Origin of the sequence: Paenibacillus wynnii (assembly GCF_000757885.1) — a bacterium.
GTDB classification, from domain to species: Bacteria; Bacillota; Bacilli; order Paenibacillales; family Paenibacillaceae; genus Paenibacillus_AQ; species Paenibacillus_AQ wynnii.
This window is the reverse complement of record NZ_JQCR01000002.1, coordinates 1,495,100-1,514,265: the sequence shown is the minus strand read 5'-3', so window position 1 is coordinate 1,514,265 and position 19,166 is coordinate 1,495,100. Positions and strand designations below refer to the sequence as shown.

The 19,166-nt window shown below is 44.8% G+C and carries 18 protein-coding genes and 2 pseudogenes; 14 read left to right on the top strand and 6 right to left on the bottom strand.

Going from position 1 to position 19,166, the window contains the following annotated elements; genetic code table 11:
* Positions 1-147 precede the first annotated feature (147 nt).
* From PWYN_RS30640 to PWYN_RS09315, 9 genes and pseudogenes are all read left to right on the top strand, one after another.
* Positions 148-1,262: pseudogene (locus PWYN_RS30640) on the top strand (HD-GYP domain-containing protein).
* Positions 1,263-1,440: 178 nt separating this feature from the next.
* A complete protein-coding gene (locus PWYN_RS09350) occupies positions 1,441-1,827 on the top strand; it encodes a NusG domain II-containing protein (RefSeq protein WP_036650625.1) in 387 nt (128 codons plus the stop codon).
* Positions 1,811-2,371 (top strand): Gx transporter family protein, encoded by a 561-nt coding sequence (locus PWYN_RS29190; protein WP_036650622.1) that lies wholly within the window; start codon positions 1,811-1,813, stop codon positions 2,369-2,371. The genes PWYN_RS09350 and PWYN_RS29190 overlap by 17 nt, the downstream gene beginning before the upstream one ends.
* 21 nt (positions 2,372-2,392) lie before the next feature.
* Positions 2,393-3,250, top strand: coding sequence for an ATP-binding cassette domain-containing protein (locus PWYN_RS29185; protein ID WP_052087863.1), 858 nt, complete (start codon positions 2,393-2,395; stop codon positions 3,248-3,250).
* The gene (locus tag PWYN_RS09335; protein ID WP_036650614.1) at positions 3,241-4,137 is read left to right on the top strand and encodes an energy-coupling factor transporter ATPase; all 897 of its coding nucleotides are present in this window, start codon (positions 3,241-3,243) and stop codon (positions 4,135-4,137) included. The genes PWYN_RS29185 and PWYN_RS09335 overlap by 10 nt, the downstream gene beginning before the upstream one ends.
* Entirely contained in the window at positions 4,130-4,924 is a 795-nt protein-coding gene (locus tag PWYN_RS09330) for an energy-coupling factor transporter transmembrane component T family protein (RefSeq protein ID WP_036650612.1), read from the top strand. The genes PWYN_RS09335 and PWYN_RS09330 overlap by 8 nt, the downstream gene beginning before the upstream one ends.
* A 31-nt stretch (positions 4,925-4,955) precedes the next feature.
* Positions 4,956-6,881, top strand: a complete 1,926-nt coding sequence (locus tag PWYN_RS09325) for a peptidase U32 family protein (protein ID WP_036650609.1) — start codon at positions 4,956-4,958, stop codon at positions 6,879-6,881.
* A gap of 46 nt (positions 6,882-6,927) precedes the next feature.
* Positions 6,928-8,217 carry an aspartate aminotransferase family protein gene (locus PWYN_RS09320; protein ID WP_036650607.1) on the top strand — a complete coding sequence of 430 codons (1,290 nt, stop codon included), beginning with the start codon at positions 6,928-6,930 and terminating at the stop codon, positions 8,215-8,217.
* A gap of 16 nt (positions 8,218-8,233) precedes the next feature.
* Positions 8,234-9,118, top strand: a complete 885-nt coding sequence (locus PWYN_RS09315) for a UbiA-like polyprenyltransferase (RefSeq protein WP_052087862.1) — start codon at positions 8,234-8,236, stop codon at positions 9,116-9,118.
* Between the two features lie 290 nt (positions 9,119-9,408).
* On the opposite strand, the gene PWYN_RS09310 is transcribed toward PWYN_RS09315, so the two are convergent.
* On the bottom strand, positions 9,409-9,705 hold the full coding sequence (locus tag PWYN_RS09310) for a hypothetical protein (RefSeq protein WP_052087861.1): 297 nt from the start codon (positions 9,703-9,705) through the stop codon (positions 9,409-9,411).
* Positions 9,706-9,820: 115 nt separating this feature from the next.
* Positions 9,821-10,065, bottom strand: a pseudogene (locus tag PWYN_RS29180) (IS5/IS1182 family transposase); the annotation flags it as partial.
* A 268-nt stretch (positions 10,066-10,333) separates the two neighbouring features.
* Between PWYN_RS29180 and PWYN_RS09305 the strand changes: the two are divergent.
* Complete coding sequence (locus PWYN_RS09305; RefSeq protein WP_036650606.1) at positions 10,334-11,722, top strand: helix-turn-helix domain-containing protein; 1,389 nt, start codon at positions 10,334-10,336, stop codon at positions 11,720-11,722.
* Positions 11,723-11,989: 267 nt separating this feature from the next.
* The gene (locus tag PWYN_RS28645; protein WP_084146665.1) at positions 11,990-12,157 is read left to right on the top strand and encodes an aspartyl-phosphate phosphatase Spo0E family protein; all 168 of its coding nucleotides are present in this window, start codon (positions 11,990-11,992) and stop codon (positions 12,155-12,157) included.
* Positions 12,158-12,276: 119 nt separating this feature from the next.
* On the opposite strand, the gene PWYN_RS09300 is transcribed toward PWYN_RS28645, so the two are convergent.
* The 4 genes from PWYN_RS09300 to PWYN_RS09285 form a co-directional block, all read right to left on the bottom strand.
* Entirely contained in the window at positions 12,277-13,257 is a 981-nt protein-coding gene (locus tag PWYN_RS09300; protein WP_036650605.1) for a polyprenyl synthetase family protein, read from the bottom strand.
* Positions 13,258-13,273: 16 nt separating this feature from the next.
* On the bottom strand, positions 13,274-13,723 hold the full coding sequence (locus tag PWYN_RS09295; protein ID WP_036653608.1) for a hypothetical protein: 450 nt from the start codon (positions 13,721-13,723) through the stop codon (positions 13,274-13,276).
* Positions 13,724-13,927: 204 nt separating this feature from the next.
* Positions 13,928-15,808 carry an FAD-dependent oxidoreductase gene (locus tag PWYN_RS09290; protein ID WP_036650603.1) on the bottom strand — a complete coding sequence of 627 codons (1,881 nt, stop codon included), beginning with the start codon at positions 15,806-15,808 and terminating at the stop codon, positions 13,928-13,930.
* A 46-nt stretch (positions 15,809-15,854) separates the two neighbouring features.
* Complete coding sequence (locus tag PWYN_RS09285) at positions 15,855-16,754, bottom strand: hypothetical protein (RefSeq protein ID WP_036650601.1); 900 nt, start codon at positions 16,752-16,754, stop codon at positions 15,855-15,857.
* Positions 16,755-17,253: 499 nt separating this feature from the next.
* Here PWYN_RS09285 and PWYN_RS09280 point away from each other — a divergent pair, with 499 nt between their 5' ends.
* The 3 genes from PWYN_RS09280 (at position 17,254) to PWYN_RS09275 (ending at position 19,085) form a co-directional block, all read left to right on the top strand.
* Positions 17,254-17,520, top strand: a complete 267-nt coding sequence (locus tag PWYN_RS09280; protein ID WP_036650599.1) for a hypothetical protein — start codon at positions 17,254-17,256, stop codon at positions 17,518-17,520.
* A gap of 153 nt (positions 17,521-17,673) precedes the next feature.
* Complete coding sequence (locus PWYN_RS30430) at positions 17,674-17,928, top strand: hypothetical protein (protein ID WP_338049181.1); 255 nt, start codon at positions 17,674-17,676, stop codon at positions 17,926-17,928.
* A gap of 140 nt (positions 17,929-18,068) precedes the next feature.
* On the top strand, positions 18,069-19,085 hold the full coding sequence (locus tag PWYN_RS09275; protein WP_338049180.1) for a sensor histidine kinase: 1,017 nt from the start codon (positions 18,069-18,071) through the stop codon (positions 19,083-19,085).
* The last annotated feature ends 81 nt before the right edge of the window (positions 19,086-19,166 follow it).

Here is a 19,166-nt window from a genome sequence, read left to right as displayed (position 1 = left end):
GCCGATAACTATATTACAGTAACCCATCGGTTATCATTTTCTTAAGTAGGAACAGATATAGGGGAAATCAAATATTATATGAATATAACATATATTAGAGACGAATGCAAGTAGTTAAAGCTGGTAGGGCTGGAAACGAGGGGACGAATGAATTTATATGCCGCATTTCTTAGAAAGCAAATTCGTAATTACTTATTCGGATCAGCTGTTGCAGTATTAGCTGTAGGAAGTTTGATTCTATTCTCCTCACTGGAAATTACGGCCCCTGAATACCTGAGGCTTATGGTTGGCATGAGTATTTCCTTTGTCATTATGGCCGTAGTGGAAATCGCAGTATTTATGAGTCATATCAGGCTTATTCGTATCGCTCTAAAAGAACCGAAACCGAAACTCGCCGTTCTAGAAATGGCCTATTATCATACCCATCAGTTGCCCAAGAAGGCGGTATATCGTATTATTGGCCCTCACTTGCTCGGACTGAGTGTGCCGGCGGTTCTGATTACCGTATGGATGATCCGATCCGGGCTTGTTAATCTTCCTTATTTCTATCTGGGACTCGGAGTGGCCGGCGCGGTTCTGATCGCCTGCATGCATGCGCTGATTGAATTCTTTCTTACAAGTTCAGCTATAATCCCCAATTGCTGGACAGTTATTTTACCACACTCGCTGTTGCGCTGGATGCAAGAGATCCATATACGGCGGGCCATTCGCTGCGTGTGGCGGAGTATTCCGTTATCATTGGGCAATTAGCCGGTCTGTCCGGGAAGACGCTCGATAATTTACGCAAATCCGCACTGCTGCATGATATCGGCAAAATCGGTGTTAGAGACAGTGTTCTGTTCAAGGATGGGAAGCTAACGGATGAAGAGTTTGATCAGATTAAGAGCCATCCTGTGCAAGGTGAGAATATACTGCGCCAGATAGAGCCGGCAGAGAAGATGGCTCCGTATCTCAGCGGGGTAAGATCGCATCACGAACGCTACGATGGAAAAGGATACCCGGATGGCTTGGCTGGTTTATCAATCCCGTTGTATGGGCGAATTATCGCAGTTGCGGATGCTTATGATGCCATGACTTCAGATCGGCCTTACCGAAAGGGGATGGATCACGACCGGGCGCTGGATATTTTGGAGCAGGGTAAAGGAAGTCAATGGGACCCTGAATTTGCCGGTTTATTCCTTTCCTACTTAGGTAATGGTAAAGAGTACAAAGTGAACATAGAAGAAGCGCGGAACAAATCGGAAGATCATGTTTTGGCCTAAATTTTATCCTAATATTTCTTGAAAATCCTTATTTGGGTTGGACACTTTATAGTTAGGTGCCTATTTTGTGAACTGGTCTCTAAAAGTGACAATAAACGACTACATTTATTGAAGGATTGACAGCAGACCGTTATAATTAATAAGTCTGGTTTTTAATTAAAAAATAAGGGAGAATTTTATGAAACGTGGGGATGTGCTGCTGATTTCCATCGTTTTGGTTGCTGCTCTTGCTTTTATGGCGCCGAGATGGTTTTCCAGCAATGATAAGGGCGGACCAGGTAAAAACCTTGTGGCCAATATAACAGTAGACGGCAAGCAATATCGAACAATCAAGCTTACTAAAGAAAATCAAACGATTGATATTCGTACAGACCGTGGTTACAACATTATAAAGGTACATGATTATGGTATTGAAATGTACGACGCCGACTGTCCCGACAAGGTATGCCTCGGTTTCGGATTTATTACTCTGCCTAAGCAGACTATTGTTTGTCTGCCGCATCGGGTTTTAGTAGAAATCGCAAGTGCTTCGGGGGAGGACGAAATAGATGCCTATGTCCAGTAGTGAGTCAGCCACAGCGCTGAAAAGAACTGTAATTATAGCCATTTTTTCTGCAGTAGCTGTAGTGCTGGGTATTTTGGAGGCCCAGATTCCCTTGGTTGGAATGGGGCTGATGCCCGGCGCTAAGCTTGGATTTGCTAATATCATGATTTTAACTTGTATTTACTTTTTACGCGGACGGGATGCTCTCCTGCTGGTTATTCTGAAGACTTTGCTTACCGCCTTTCTACTTGGTACTTTCTCAAGTTTGCTCTTCAGTCTATGCGGCTCCTTGCTCAGTTTTCTTATAATGTTCCTGATGGTACGATTTGGCCGCAAGAAATTCAGTCTGATAGGTATCAGTATTGCCGGAGGTCTGGCGCATAATATAGGACAACTCTTGGCAGCATCTGTCGTATTTTCTTCATCAAGTATTCTATACTACTTGCCGCTGCTGCTCATCACTGGAGTGGTAACTGGGATTGCCGTAGGATTTGCAGTTCGGTATCTGGTGGATTCTCTGTCCAAAATATCGCTGTTTGAAGAGTTCCTGGATAGAACGGCCTAAAGCGGCGGGAGGAAGACTAACATGATTGAAACGAATAGATTACAGAATTCCGAAGCAGAAGAACAACCTGCAGTTATTACTTTAAGCGGGGTATCGTTTGGGTACGATCCGAAACAGCTCATTTTTCAAGATATCTCTCTCTCCATACCTCAGGGGCAATGGGTTAGCCTGGTCGGTGCAAACGGATGCGGTAAGTCAACACTCGTTAAGTTGTTGAATGCACTGTTGCCTAAGAGTGGCGGAGAAATCGTAGTTTGCGGACTGCAACTAAATGAAGAAAATATCGGGGCGATCCGACAAAATATAGGAATGGTATTTCAGAATCCGGACAACCAGTTTATTGGTGCAACCGTAGAGGAAGATATTTTATTCGGTCTTGAAGGTCTATGTCTGGAGCCTACCGAAATGGGACGCCGTTTACAAGTATATACCGACAAGCTAGGAATCGCTCACCTGCTGGACAAGCATCCGGGTGAATTATCCGGAGGACAGAAGCAACGTGTAGCTATAGCTTCCATTCTTGCTATGGAGCCAGGCATCGTCATCTTCGACGAGGCCTCTTCTATGTTGGATGAAGGAAGCCGAAATGAGCTGTTGGATATTCTGCAGCGTGTGTGTGCGGAGGGCAATTATACAATCCTTATGATTACCCATGATGCGGATGAGATATTGGCCTCAGACCGTGTACTGGCGCTGTGCGGAGGCAGACTTGCAGCGGATATGACGCCTGCCGAGCTGTTCAGCAATGATGACCTGCTGGATAAATGTAACTTACGTATGCCTTTTTCTTGGCAGTTGGCCCGTGAATTGCAAAAGGCTGGCATAAATACTGGCGTGCCTGCCAGTGAAAAGGAGCTTATAGAGAAGCTATGGCCATAGAACTACAGCAAGTGAGCTATGTATACTCCGACCGAAGTCTATGGAAGCAGACTGCACTACATAACATTGACCTTACGATTCCGCAGGGTTCCATAGTCGGCATTGCAGGTGCGACCGGTTCCGGTAAGTCTACGCTGCTTCAACTGTTCAATGGGATTCTGAAGCCTACGGAGGGAACCGTGAAAGTGCTTGATGTAACTCTTCAGGCGGGAGAGAAATCTCCTAAGCTGATGGCGCTGCGGCGTCGTGTGGGCCTCGTCTTCCAATTTCCGGAACAGCAAATGTTTGAAGAAACGGTGGAGAAGGATCTATGCTTCGGGCCCCTTAATTTCGGGATGAGTCTGGAAGAAGCCAAGGAGCGCGCGCGTAAAGCAATGGTAGCTATGGGCCTCGATTTGGAGCTGCTCGAACGCAATCCGTTCCGCTTGAGCGGAGGGCAAATGCGCAAGGCGGCCATTGCTTCTGTATTGGCTATGGACCCGGAAATTGTTGTGCTCGATGAGCCTACGGCCACACTGGATCCTGTTAGCCGCGCAGAGCTTATTTCTTTGCTGGAACGTCTCTGCCGGGAACAAGGGCGGACTATCATTATAGTGACACACCGAATGGATGAACTGCTTCCTATTGCGGACAGCTGGATTGTGCTTAAGGAAGGGCAAGCTGCTTTTCAGGGAAGTGTTCAGGAGTTGGCCTCCGATCCTACCATTCTGGAGCGCTGCGGACTGGCAATACCGCAATCTCTCCGTTACTGGCGGGCACTTGCAGATCGTTTCCATCTGGAGGGCGAGGTTCCCCGATTGACACCGAAGGCACTTGCAGAATGTATCGCTTCCTTGTCATCTGAGATATCCCACACGGGGATTGAAAAGGGGGATATCCATGAGTAGCGAGAAACTGTTGCTGGGGCGTACTATTGAGACGGGGTCATGGGTACACAAGCTGGATGCACGCGGAAAAATTATCGGAATGCTATTATATGTTGCTGTTATTTTGCTCTCCCATTCCTGGCAGACAATGGCGCTGCTCGCAGTGTTCTCCATTTCAATAATGGCTTCCACGAGAATTCCGCTTAAGTATTTTGTGAAAGCTGCGAAACCGCTGCGTTACCTGATGTTATTTATCTTTATTGTTCAGGTGCTGTCCATTAAAGAGGGAGAGGTATGGCTTACCCTCGGGTCATTCTCGCTGCATCAGGAGGGACTGCGTTTGGGTGCATTTTCAGTGATCCGAATGCTCTTTCTCGTCTCTTTTACAGCGCTGCTGACCTTTACAACGACACCGGGTAAGCTGAATCAGGGGCTTGAGGGCATTCTTTCACCGCTCAAAAAGATCGGGATGTCTCCGGACAGACTTACCTTGATGATTGGTATTGCCTTGCGCTTCATTCCTACCATTCTGGATGAATCGCAGATTATTATGAAGGCACAAGCCTCGCGCGGTGCGGATCTGGCAGAGCTGCCCTTGAAGGAAAAAGCGCGGATGCTTGTCTCGCTGCTCGTGCCTGTCATTTCCAGTGCTTTTCGCCGTGCGCAGGATTTAGTGTATTCCATGGAAGCTCGGGGCTTCCGCATGGATGCGCCGCGTACCCGGTACCACCGCTTAAGTTGGGGTTTTGCAGATACTGTTTTTATTTGTATGTTTATCGTGATGGGGTTGGCTGTAGCAATACTGTAAATTAGAGGACCGTTATTTAGGAGGAAAAGGAATGGCACGTTATTTTAATGGCAAAGAGATCGAACTGCTTGTACCGGTAGGGACATTTGATATTTTTAAAGAGGTTATTCAATCGGCTTGTGATGCGGTCTACTTCGGTGGGCCTGTACTTAATATGAGAATGATGCGCAAGGGCTATAACCTGTCGCATGAAGAGATTGTCGAGGCGCTTGCTATCGCTCACGGTCTGGGCAAAAAGGTATATGTCACCGTTAATAACCTGTTCAGTGAAGAGGACGTGGAGGAGGCTAGAGAATATCTGCGTTTTCTCGATCAAGCCGGACCGGATGCCTTAATTGTTCAGGATATGGCAGTGCTGGAATTGATACGCGAGATGGGCCTTACTGTACCTATACATGCATCAGTCATGATGAATGTGCACAACTTAGAAATGATTTATGCTCTGCGGGATTTGGGTGTAAGCAGAGTGGTTACCTCCCGTGAAATGGACTTGCAGACTGCCAAGCTGCTGGGACAGCAGAGCGGAATGGAATTGGAATACTTCATTCATGGAGATATGTGCTCCGTGCACGGCGCGAACTGTTACTTCAGTTCTCAGGTATTCGGCATGAGCAGTAACAGGGGTAAATGTATGAAGCCATGCCGCTGGGATTACCGGATCAAGAAGGACGGCTTTGTGTTCCCAACAGAATATCCGCTTGCTGTTAAAGATATGTTTATGTATGAGCATCTTCCGGAGCTGATCCAGTCCGGTATCACTTCCTTCAAAATTGAGGGACGGATGCATGATAAGGATTTCGTTGTCATGCTAGCGAACAGCTATGGCGAAGCCATTGATCGATATATTGAGGATCCGATAGGGTTTGACCGTACAGTAGATTCCAAGATCCTGCACAAAAACCGTAAGCGCGACTTTTCAACAGCCTATGCTTTCGGGAAGCCTGGGCTCACTAATATTAACCGCCGGTATGAAGGTACAGGTAAGTTTTATAGTACGGGGAAAGTATTCAGTACACCGACTGCTGAACGGGAGTTATCGGAAGAGCGTGTAATGGAGCTGCGGGAACGTTTGTCTGTAGAGAAACGGCCAACAACAGCTAAGCCGGAGCTTGCCGTACGTGTCAATAACATGAACCAAGCACGGGTGGCCTTGGAGCTGGGCGTAGAGCACTTATATCTATCTGGCGATGTATTCGAGCCGGACCGGCCGTTTACGAAGCGTGATGTGGAAGAACTTGGCTTGATCAAAGGACAGACTAAGCTATATTTGGGTTTGCCGCGGATGATGATGGAGCTTGATTTTGACCAATATGACCAGCTTCTTGGCGGGGGACGGTTGCCAATTGACGGATTGCTGGTAACGAATCTGGGCGCCATTCGCCGCTATAAATCTTCGGGTTATCCTTTGGTTGGCGATGCCAATCTTAATATTTATAATGGTCTGTCTGCCGGCCTGTATGCTGGACTTGGACTTTCGAGACTTACCGTATCACCGGAAATGACGCTGGAGCACTTTGCATCCTTCACCTCCCGCAGCCAACTCCCGCTGGAAGTTATCGTTCACGGTACGCCAGCACTCATGTATATGGATCATGATTTGTTTGAGAATACCGAAGTTATGGAGCCTATTGGTCAAGAAGACAATCGTTATGTCAGCAATGATGTACTGGTTCTTATGACGGATAAAGGTGAAAACCCGGTATATCGTGATCAGCATGGTCGATGTCACCTATTGTTTGCTAAAGAGCTTTGTTATTTACCGATGTTGGATGAGATGACGGCAATTGGGATTTCCTGCTACCGTATTGAGGGATCTACCTATAGTGAAGAACAGCTGCGGGAAGTTATAAGAACTTACCAACATAAAATTAAGGGCACGGATGATAAAGAGGACCTGCTGGGTGGAATGAAACCGGTTTATGCGGGTTATACGTTAGGGTCCTTGCAATTTAATTAGTTTTTTTAGGCTCGTGTGGGAGCAATAGAAAGAGAGGGAATCTTTCATGGAACAAGTAAAAGCCATCGGCAGAGAAGCGGTAGCGGCTAAGCGCAAGCAATATTTCTACCCTTGCACACAGCACTTTTATCGGAATGCGCCTCAAATAGTACGCGGATCTATGCAGTTTGTTTACGATGAAAATGATAAGGCCTATACGGACTTTTTTGCCGGAGTATCTGTGGTAGCCTGCGGTCACTGCAATCCAATCATTACTGCACGGACGATCGAACAGTTGCAGCAGTTGCAGCATACAACCACGGTTTACTTAACGCAGCCTAGTGTGGATTTAGCCGAGCGGCTTGAGGAAATCTTACCAGGCAACCTACGGCGCAGCTTCTTCGTGAATAGCGGCTCTGAGGCGAATGAGGGCGCACTGCTGCTGGCTAGAATGCATACGGGACGTAAAGGCTTTATTGCCTTGGAGAGCGGATTACATGGACGTACCAATCTTACAATGAGCGTAACCGGACTCCCTATGTGGCGTACCGATGCCTTTTTGGATGAAGATGTGTATTTCATTAGCCGCCCTTACCACCCGGAGCTAACCATGGAAGAGGCTGCAACACGTTCTCTTAAGGATCTGGAGCAGGTTCTAAGAGAGAAGGGTGACACCATTGCCGCAATGATTGCAGAACCGATTCAAGGTAACGGCGGTATGATTATGCCCGTGTCGTGGTACTTCCGTGAGGTTAAGGCTCTGCTGGATCAATATGGAGTATTGCTCATTGCGGATGAGATTCAGACCGGCTTTGGCCGTACAGGCGTAATGTTTGCTATGGAGCATTTTGATGTAGTTCCCGATATCGTGAGTATGGCAAAAGCGCTCGGCAACGGGGTTCCGGTTGCAGCATTTGCAACTACAGATGAGATTGCATTGTCCCTAAATCGTCCCTCGGCTTCTACTTTTGGCGGTAATCCGGTATCGGCGGCTACAGCGCTGGCTGTGCTAGACTTTATTCGTGCGGAACAGCTTCCACAGCGAGCCGAGCGGCTTGGCGGTAAGCTTAAAGAAGGGCTGAAATCTCTTCAGGAACAATACCCTGAGTGGATTTCCGATGTACGTGGGACGGGACTGATGCTGGGAGCGGAATTAGTAGGTGCAGATGCCGCCGGCAAGGCAGCAATAACGGATGATGTACTGGAATTAATGAAGGACCGCGGATACCTAATCGGTAAAAACGGTGTGGATCGCAATGTGTTGGCTTTCCAGCCTCCTCTCATCATTACAGAGGACGATATTGATGGAATGTTGGCTGCACTGAATGAAGTGCTGTTGGAAGCATTCAGCAATTAAGAAAGAGGATAAAGTTATGGCTATAGTAAATGTCTTTAAAAATACAGCTCTTAAGCTAAAATTGTTCAGTGATCTGGTGATGTTCTCACACACCCTTTTTTCACTGCCGTTTGCCATCATTTCGATGGTGTGGGCAGCAGGGGGATGGCCTTCAGGTCATCTCATGCTCTGGGGTCTTATTGCCTTAATCGGTGCCCGGAACGGTGCCAATGCGTTTAACCGGCTTGTGGACCGTACTTTTGACGGACAAAATCCACGTACGGCACATCGTCACCTGCCGCAGCGAATGGTTGCTGAAAAAGAAGTTATTCTATTTATCATTATCAATTACGCACTGTTTATAGTTGCATCAGGAATGTTGAACCTGCTCTGTCTGCTGCTGTCACCGATAGCTATAGTCCTGATATCTTCTTATTCCTATACGAAGCGGTTTACCTTTCTCAGCCATCTCTACTTAGGTTTTGTTATCGCCTCAGCACCCATTGGAGCATGGTTTGCCGTAACGGGTAATATCGCGTTTACACCATTTGTTATCGGGACGGTAGTGATGCTCTGGATAGCAGGCTTCGATATTATCTATGGTACACAGGATATTGAGTTTGATCGGCGGCACGGACTGTGGTCCATACCAAGCTTTTTTGGATTGGAGAATGCTCTTCGTATATCGAAAGGTCTGCATTTCATTATGGTTACGCTGCTGCTTTTCTTGTATGTATGGCGTGATCTTGGGTGGATGTACCTAGTGGGAATTGGTGTGGCTACGCTGCTCTTGATGACGGAACATAAAATTATTAAGCCCTCGAATCGTCGCATGATGAAGGTGGCTTCTTATAATTTGAATCAGGTGATCAGTATCGTTATATTGTTGTGTACGCTGGTTGATTATTTTTATGTCAGCTAGGGAGCGGGTGGTTGGGTGAACGTCACTGCGCGGAATGTTTGGACTTCCGATCGCTGTTATCCTTGGATTTCTTGATTGGAACCGCCTATGCGGTTGAAATCCAACGATAAAGGCGAACGCTACGCTTCTCCAGTTCCAAAAATTCCTCTGCGTTCCGCCCCAACCTTCCCTTAGCTAACAACAAAAGACAACCATGCCTACCCAACGTGGGAGGGTAGGAGGAAGAAAAGCGTGATGTTGCTTTTCTTCCTTCCTTGCTTTTTAAAAAAATACACACAAAAGGCTACCCTTTAACCTAGGGTAGCCTTTCGTGTGTTTGAAGTTATAAGGCGGTAGATGATGAGAACTAAGTTGAGCAGTGAAGTCAGGATCACTAGAATTGCTGATAAATGATAGGCCTGTTTAAACGATTCCACAGACCAACCATCCTCTCTAATTAAGAGGGAAGCGATTGAATTTGAAATTCCTATACCTTCGCTATTCTCAACAAGACTGGCAGAGTAATTTTGAGCTAAGGCGATATTTGCCACTATTAAAAGGGGGGTAACCGCCAGAAGTAGCAGGATAAACCGATCAACTTTTCGCATTTTATTCCTCCGAGTTGTTATTTGATTGGTGTCTGGATGCCATTTATCTTTTCTTACGAGCTATGCTTCGTTCGCTATTTACGCTAGTTAGAGAAAAAAAGTTAACAGATGCGTGTTTTTTCTTCTCTGGCTGGCGGTCCCTAGCTTCAACGTGAGTGGCATCCATTGCGATCGCTGAAAAACCTGAGATGTTTAGAGCTTTTGGATTAACCGGGTGTAAGAAGCTTCACTTGGAATGCGATCGGAACCACTAAAACCGCAATCTGTGCTGAATTCGATACTTCGTTTCAAACGTTTCCATAAATCTTTAATCGTCGGTATACGTTCTGCGATTCGAATAAAAAGGGATTGCAACAGACTTTCTTGTTCAATACTATACGTCTGGAGTTTCTTCCTCTTTCGGTGTTTTGTAGTGGTACTTAACACTTCGAAATTTGGGGAGGTACTCCTTTTTTTATGCCTTAAAAACTCAAGCATAACAAGGTCTTGGAATTATGCAATTGATTCTATTAGGAGAAAATTAGAATTTTCGTCCTATGTATGTTATTAACCACTGGTATTTTGTATAATAAAGATTAATGGGAATGTTATCCTATTTTTGGATTTTAAGTATGGGAGGGGTTGTGTTTTGGAACCTACATCTACGATCCTAGCAGAGCTAGAAAACTACTTAAAAAGAGAATCGCTAACACTAGCCCAATTTGCGGAGCGATCTGGTCTTCATTCTGGAACACTTAGTAATTTACTTCACGGACATCGCCCTATAGCGATGCATCAGTTGGATCAAATCACTAAGGGAATGGGGCATTCTGAGGGCTATTATTATGATATGTATATAGATAATTATATCATTGAGGGATCTCCGGACTGGCGGCGGATTGGGCCTTTGCTGCATCGATGTGCGGAACTGGACAAGCTCGACTCTATTCAGAGAATAGTTCAGCATATCATGGATAATCTTATGTATTCGTCCATGCTTTTTAATACAGCAGAGGAATTATTAAGGCTAGGCCGACGAGCTGCAGCAACATTGCTGTATGAGAGTGTATCCGAAGCGGAGAAATTCCAGCATTCTGAACGTTTGGCAGTATGCCAATACCGCTTGTTTATAATTTCCTTAGGCCAGTGCCAGGATGCAAATCTTCGACTAGCCGATCGGTTTGAGCCTTTTGTGGAACGGCTGGATGAAGCAGAACAGCTGGATGCACTTAAGCACTTAGCTGATGTGTTTAGTTCGCTGCATCGTTGGGATAAGGTTAATGAATTGGCTCAGGAATTAGAGAAAAAGGCGTCTGCTCAATACAAGTTCTGGAAGAGAGATCATCTCCAAAAGCACCCAGTACGCCCATACATATATTACATCTTATATTCTCAATTACTAAGGTCATTGGTTTATGATGAAAGCGGCAATTACGAAAAGGCTTTGTATTATGCTAGATTGTATTCGGATATGAGTTGGATAAAGACGCCAGCCAATGAAGGTGAACAAAGGGTTATGGAACAGTTTAAGGAATGGGCAAAAGCAAATACTTATCTGTATCGCCTGATGGACGGACAAGTAGAGGTGCTGCCTGATTATCTCCATTATGTGGAGTCACGGGAAGATGAAATCTTTCCTGCGCTGTTTAAAATTATGCAGGCAGCTAACCGCCACAAGTTCAACGTAGATCCTATTCTTCTGCGATTCGATAGCTACCTATCCTACAAAGCACAACATAGTCGGCTGGGAGAGTTTAATCAGCAATTAACGTCCGACAGGTATATTCGGTTCCTTATGGAACTAGCAATCTATCATTTGGCTGCAAAAAAAATTGATATAGGCTTAAATTATCTACTAGAAAGTTTGGAATCTTGTGTTAAAATTAGGAGTAATTCCAATATTGTGAGATGTGTGGGATTGTTTGAAAAATACCTTGAGGTAGCTCGTCCGGAATATAAGAGAACGTATTCAAATCTAATTAGCGAGGTGCAAAGGAACAATGAAGAGAAAGATTGCTTTATTGCTAGCAGCAGGTAGTATTTTGCTTGTCCTATTTACCGCAGGGGATTTGTCTATTAGCATTCCAACGGATATTCTTCAGCCTATGACTCATGGTGCTGGGGGCTAAAGAGCAAACTGTATTCATTTTGAAAAAGAAAACCATATACTATGAATGTGGGCGTTCCCTGATTAACCGGGGGGCGTCTTTTTCTATACAGATTTAGTCATTTTTGGAGTTGCACTTTATGGTAATCTCCATTTTTAGACGATATGTTCTAATATATGACATAAGGGGGTTGTACCATGGAGAGAAATCAGGATGTGACTTTACTTCGTGTGGAGAGAGCTAGACAAAAACTGTATAAAACTCAGCAAAGGTATGGCCTCTTAACACATCCCGAGGTTATCAAACAATCTATCGTATTGGATGGACTTCTTAATCAATACTCATCTAAAAAGTCTATGTGCTGATGTTTAGTGCTTTAAGAATAGTTATTCCAGGGGATACCCTATACACAAAAACACGGATTCCAGCTCATTTAATGGGCGGTATCCGTGTTTTTGGTATCAGCAGGTATGTGGACTGGCATTTATCGATCACGTGCTGCAAAATATTGCAGCAATGTTTCCAAGTCAACATGCGCCGGATAGGCGGAAAGCTGTTGTATGATGGATGCGGCTTGATCGAGGTAGTCCTGGCTGATCTCTTCAGCCCGTGATAAGGCTTCGCTAAATTTAATAAGCTCTAGCACATAGGCTACCTCAGATTCGGTCGAATCGGGGCCAATCTTACGGATGACAGCTTCCAGCGCCGGGTCCTGCAATGCATAAAGCACAGGCAGGGTAACCTGACCATGCCGAAGGTCGCTGCCCGCAGGCTTACCGAGTACCGCCTCAGACTGCGTGAAGTCCAATAGGTCATCCTGGATTTGAAAAGACATTCCTAAGGCTTCTCCAAAGGCATACAACAGTTTAGCAACTTCTTCTGTGCTGTCAGAGGACAAAGCACCGACTCGTAGGCAGGTAGCCATCAGCAGGGCTGTTTTGTTACGAGATTTCTCGAGGTATTGCTCCATCGAAATGTCGTAATTGTAGGCAAGCTCCATTTGTTGATATTCCCCGAGACATAGCTGAGCGGTAGCGACAGCTGATAAATCATGTACATATCTGTCTTTGTCTGAGGTGTATTTACTTAAGAGCTCAATCACCCGTGCGGACATATAATTACCGATATGAACAGCAGAAGTAATGCCAGTCTTGGTATGCAGCGCAGGTTGGCCACGCCGTAGCTCTGCAGAATCAATGATATCGTCATGGACTAGTGAAGCAACATGTATAAATTCGGCAGCAGCGGCTAGTTGTATAGTACGGCGGCCGGAGGTCTTCCTGCCAAATCGGCTGCCAACGATAACCATAAGCGGTCGAAGACGTTTGCCGCCGGAACCAATGAGCTCGAGGATACTGCTGGATAGCTGAGAGTGCTTAGGCACATCTTTATCCCGAGTCACTAGTTGTTCGATCTCACGGTCAATTTCTCCAAGGTCTATATTCAAGGCTTCGTGCAATTTCATCTATTTATCCCACCCGTCAAATGGCTTTGCTTGTGCGGCTTTGCTGCCTGCGCTCTTGTATCAGGAATTGTTCCATTCCAGAAGCCAGATTCTCTTCCGCTAAGTTCCCATTTGACCGTCTAATTTGCATTTTTTTAATAGAAGGAGCTAAATAAGCAACCAGGTCCAGCTCCCGGTATTTCACCGCAAACTGAAGATAAAAGCTATACAAATAATCTCCATCCAATATATTTCGGATCAGGTTGGGATGATGCGGAGTGCATTCCATATGGCGCTGTGCAGCCAATGTCAATATGATGTATATGCCCAGTAATGGAGCTCTGCGGCATTCATCTACATTATAGCGTTCCAGTACCGGAAGCAGACGCTCACATTCCGCCGGAGAGAGCTGAAGCTGAATCCCGGCGATCGGTGACATATCCGCCTGAAGCAACCGGAAGCTATCTTCCATGAGTTGACTGTTCACAAGATTCTCTCCTTCTTGTCGGTTTTGCTGGAGCAACCATCCCCTGATCATCCCTACAAAACCACTCTTTAAATAAGGAGAGTAATGTGCCCCGGAGGACACATTACTCTAGAAAAAACTATATTAATTTTTATGGAAAAGCACATACGATCTACATATCTTGTTTATATAATGGTGCAAAGAGGGTATGAAAGATTATTACCGTCAGTCAGTGTAGAGATACCAACGTCTGACCAGAGGAATCTTCTTCCAATGTTTCTTAAGCCAAGGAAGGACATAGTAATCTAGGCCGAACACACTTCCGGATCCACCGATGCAGGCAATAGCTGCAGCTACGTACCATAACATCTCTGTGGATGCCATTTTTGTAGACCAGATCATTACAGCCATACCAATTGTGGCAATAGAGGCGATAGCAGAGAACAGACCAACGATAAGCATAATACCGAAGACGATTTCTGCACATACCATACCAAGTTGGAACCATTTGGCCAAGAAAGTGTAAGTTCCATCTGGGTTGTAGAACATCAGATCCATGAACCAGTTAGTAGTATCGTATATAAAACCTGGAACTGGAAGGGCTTCAACTGCTTCTTTGGCAGTTGTAACTGCTGAAGCTGCTGATTGAGCGTCTACCGTTTCTTTTACAGCATCCACTGCTTGACTTGCTGCCGAAGCTGCATCTGTTGCATTAGGAGCGGCTGGAATCAGGAAAATCTTATCGGGATCTTCCCAGATTTTTTTGAGCTTGTCGACACCTTCATAGACCCACATCCCACCGAGCAGCATACGTAGCGGAACGAGCCAGAAGTTAGGTGAACGCTTGGAGAAGTAGCCGCCCACAAAACTCTTGCGGTTCTCAACATGGAAGAACTCGTGCATCATGTAAGTCCATACTTTGTTAAAGCCAACAACTTGGGACAGGTAGAACATATTGATAAAGTGTTTAGACAACATAGCCATGAATCCGGTAAGCATGAAGAACTTGCCTGGCAAACCAACGTTTGCTACACCGTAGCGGCTACCGATAGATACCATTGTTCCGTGGAAGCCTGGTTTGTATGCTTTTTTAGGCGTACCGTTGATGTCTGCAGTGATGTTGGCAGCAATCACAGGAGCTGCTTGCTCAGCATTTTCAACCATTTGAGGTACAGGACGTGTTTCGCCTTCAGGAATGAAGAAAATGTTATCCCCTACAACGTATACGTTCTTGTGGTCCACACTTTCAAGATGTTCGTTGGTAACGATACGTTTACGGCCTTGTTGTTGAACATCAAGAGTGCCGACGATTTCGGAACCTTCAACACCTGCGGTCCAAACTACTGTATGCGTATCTACAACGTTCTTCTCACCGAGGGCAACACTGCCTTTGCCTACTTCTGTAATTTTAGCGTTGGTTACGATTTCTACGTTCATCTTGCGAAGGTACGATTCAGCTTTCTGAATCAACTTGTCTGGAAGAATCGGCAGAATCTTAGGTGCCATATCAGCAACGATCAAGCGAACTTCGGATGGATCAATATAGAACTCTTTGCAAAGATCTTCACGGTATTCAGCCATCTCACCGATCAACTCAACACCGGTAAAGCCGGCGCCAACAACGACAAAGGTAAGCATGGAGCGACGAACGGCTGCATTCTTTTCCTTGGCTGCCAGAGTGAACATATCACGGGTTTGACGTTTCAGGGCAACAGCATCATCGTAAGACCAGAAGGACAAAGTGTTCTCTTCTGCTCCAGGAATACCGAAGAATGTTGGTTTGCTGCCCGTACCGATTACCAGATAATCATATGCATATGTTGCTTTTTCGGATTGCAGCTTTTTGCCTTTGAAATCAATATTGCTGATTTCATCAAGCACTACATCCACTTTAAGACCTGCAAAAATTTTCTTCAAATCAATCTTGATCGAATCCTCTGGAGCGCGGTTCGCGGCAACCTCATGCAGCTCAGTCAAAAGGGTGTGATATGGATTTCGGTCAATCAGCTTGATTTCTACTTCTTTGTTGTTCTTAAATTTCTTTGCTAGTTTTTTGGCCGTTAGTACGCCGCCGTAGCCGCCGCCCAAAATGACTATTTTTTTCAAAAGAAACTCACCTCATTCATCTGATTAGCTGCAAGAGGATCGCGTATTACTTCGCGCCTTCGAGTGCTTTTTCTGCCAGGGTAAAGTATTCACCTACACTGATGGAAACGCCGGAAATAGCGTCTGTTTTACCTTCATCGTTAAGAGCAGGAGCAGTGGCTTTGTTCTCAACATAGTAAGCTTGAACTTTAGCGATTTCCTCATGCCATTCTGCTTGAGCGCCTGCAGCTTTCATGCCGTACTTACCATCGGCGGAGTATTGTTGTTTGTCAACGCCGTCTTTGTTCACGCCGCTGAATTTAGCAGCAACAACATTACCGTTAGCAACAGTTAGATCAACAGTTGATTTGAAACCGTTATTTGGATCGAATTCAGCACCTTCAGCATGGTATCCGCCATCTTTAAGAGCGCCGGCTTGTGCAGGGCCAGCAGCCAGAGCTGCTTGTGCTGCTACTACGAAATCGTTAACTCCGATGGAAACACCGGAGACTGCATCAGTTTTACCTTCAGCATTAAATGTGATTGCTGCAGGATCTTGTTTCTCGATCAGGAAAGCTTCGGCTGTAGCTGCTTGTTCATGCCAGTCTGCTTTAGCTCCGCCTTTTTCTTTCATTCCGTATTTACCGTCTTCAGAAACCTTTTTCTTCAGGTCGCCGGCAGTGTTAACGTTGAATGCATTCCAATCAGCTTTGGTGATTTTGCCGCCTTCAACAGTCAAGATTGCGAATGATTGCCAGCCAGTCTTTGCATCAGCTTCTGCAGTACCATAGTATGTTCCATCTTGGTATTTAGCAGTCTCAGTACCGGCGTTAGTTGCGTTAGCAGCAGGAGCCTTTGTTTCTGCAGGAGCGTTAGTAGCAGCAGGAGCGTTGTTAGTGTTGTTCCCGCAGCCCGCGAGCAAACCAAGAGCTAGTGCGCTCGTCAAGATTACAGATGCTTTTTTCATTAAGTATGACCTCCAAGAAATTAGTTTAAAATATATATATTAAAATGTAAAACATTTTAATAGTAAATGGAAGTGATAAAAATCACTTTATAAATGACATTTGTCACTTTTAATCTAGGTCAATTTACCTCAATGTAGACGGTGTATGACTTTTTTGGGTATCTGGTATTAAAAATTTTAAACATCAGCTTTCAGATCCCATGGCATTTTAGCATACATAATCACGGTTTCATGTGAAAACAATCACTTGCGCAACTATTATTTTATTAACATATGAATCATATCAAATTTTAAAATATATAGATAGATATTTTAAAGACTAATATGTGACAAAATCCGACTTTGTTTCAAGTTTTGAAGTAGGATTCATGTCTTATATCTACGGGTAAATATAACTATAGAAGATACGATCGCTTAAAAAGATTAATAGGCAGTGAAATAACCTCAGGGACGCTATATCCGCGTAGGCTAAATTACATTGTAAGGAGAGGCGATGTCGATGTACAAGTCCCATGTGGTAACCGGTAGAGTTATTGAGATTCAGGGAGACAGGATACTTACCCAGCAAGGAGACGCTATCTGCACTTATCATTCCCGGTATTATATGCTGCCGCCCATAGAAGCAGAGATAGAGGTTGAACTCGAGGTAGACACCTCACTATTTACTGATAACGATATAAATAGAAGTGAGGATCCCAGTCGAAGGGGTTGGATTCCGCTGAGACCTTGGTTTATATTGCAGAAGAAAAGCGCAAATCGCATCTGATTTGCGCTTTTCTTCTCTTTAATAAGATAGAATTTATAATTACTCCCATCCAAAAAGTGGAACTTAAGAGCTATGACCATCCTGTACCCATATGGTAGTATATAGGGTAATGAAGATAGAAAAGAGTTCAGTATTCATAGCAGGAGTGAACCTATGGACTATTTGAAAATATTTTTTGTGAATACCGCATTACTCATAACATTGGCTTATTTAGCGAATTTATTTTATAAACATACGATTTCATATGCTTCAGTACAGGTTAAGCAGGTGTGCTGGGTAATACTCGCAATATTTGCGGGTTGGATCAGCTCTTTCTTCGGTTTTAGACTAGGTGAAGATGCTATCTTTGACCTTAGATTTGTGCCCTTAATCATTTCGACCCTGGCCTCCCGCAGCCCTTTATTCTAATTCTTATTGGTGCCGGTACAGGACTTATGCGTCTAACCCTTGGCGTGAATCCGGCCGCATTTGCGGGTGTGCTTAATTTATTCATACTGGGTTTTGTCTGTGCTGGTCTTAGCTTCTGGGTAAGGCGCTCTTCCTATTCTATGATAAGTAAGGGATTGACCATTATTCTCGTGGTGAATTTGTTCAACTCTATTAATATTACGTTGTTTGGAGTCATACCCGTTCAGAAGTACATAACTGAAATTATGCCAGTGACTTTTCCGTCCGGATTAATTCTTAGTATGTTGTTCGCATTGATTATCAGGGACTTTCATTTGGAACAGCAACGTACTTTACAAATCCAACGGGCTAACAATCTTCTTTCTACTCAGACGGAAGAATTGCATAAGAACAAGATTGTCCTGGAGGAAAGGGCCAAACAGCTCATGCTGGCATCCCAATTTAAATCAGAGTTTTTAGCCAATATGTCACATGAGCTTAGAACTCCCCTGAATAGCATTATCAATCTGTCGCAGTTAATAGAAGAAGATGATGCTTCTCTTGGCAGAGATGAAATGATCCTTTATGGAAGTATAATTCATCGTTCAGGCGATGATCTTATGAAGCTTATTAATGATATTTTGGATTTATCCAAAGTAGAAGCGGGGCACTTAGAAATTAGCAGTGAAGAAGTCAATGTGAGTGAAATCCCTGAACTTCTTTCTTTGCAATTCAGTGTGGTTGCCCGTCAGAAGGGCCTGGAGTTCTCAGTGACAATGAGTGATGAAATACCGGAATCATTTAGTTCTGATCCCCAGCGGGTACAACAGATTCTGCGAAATTTATTATCTAATGCTTTCAAATTTACCGAAACAGGTAGGGTATCACTCAACATACGGGATGAAATCAGAAATGAAGGCAAGCATCCCAAACGCTGGATCGTATTTGACGTTCAGGATAGCGGGATTGGCATTGCCAAGGATAAGCACTTGATCATCTTTGAAGCCTTTCAACAAGCGGATGGGACAATAAGTCGACAGTATGGAGGCACTGGACTGGGTCTATCCATTAGCCGCGATCTGGCCAGGCTTCTAGGCGGCTTTATCATTTTGAACAGCAGTGAAGGAAAAGGGAGCCTATTCTCGTTATATTTACCCCTAAGTGAGAATGTCCAATAAACTCCTAGCAAATTTATTATTATGTCATATTGACATAAGCATGATGCGGAGTAGAATGAAGCCAAAGCCGCATCAAAGGAG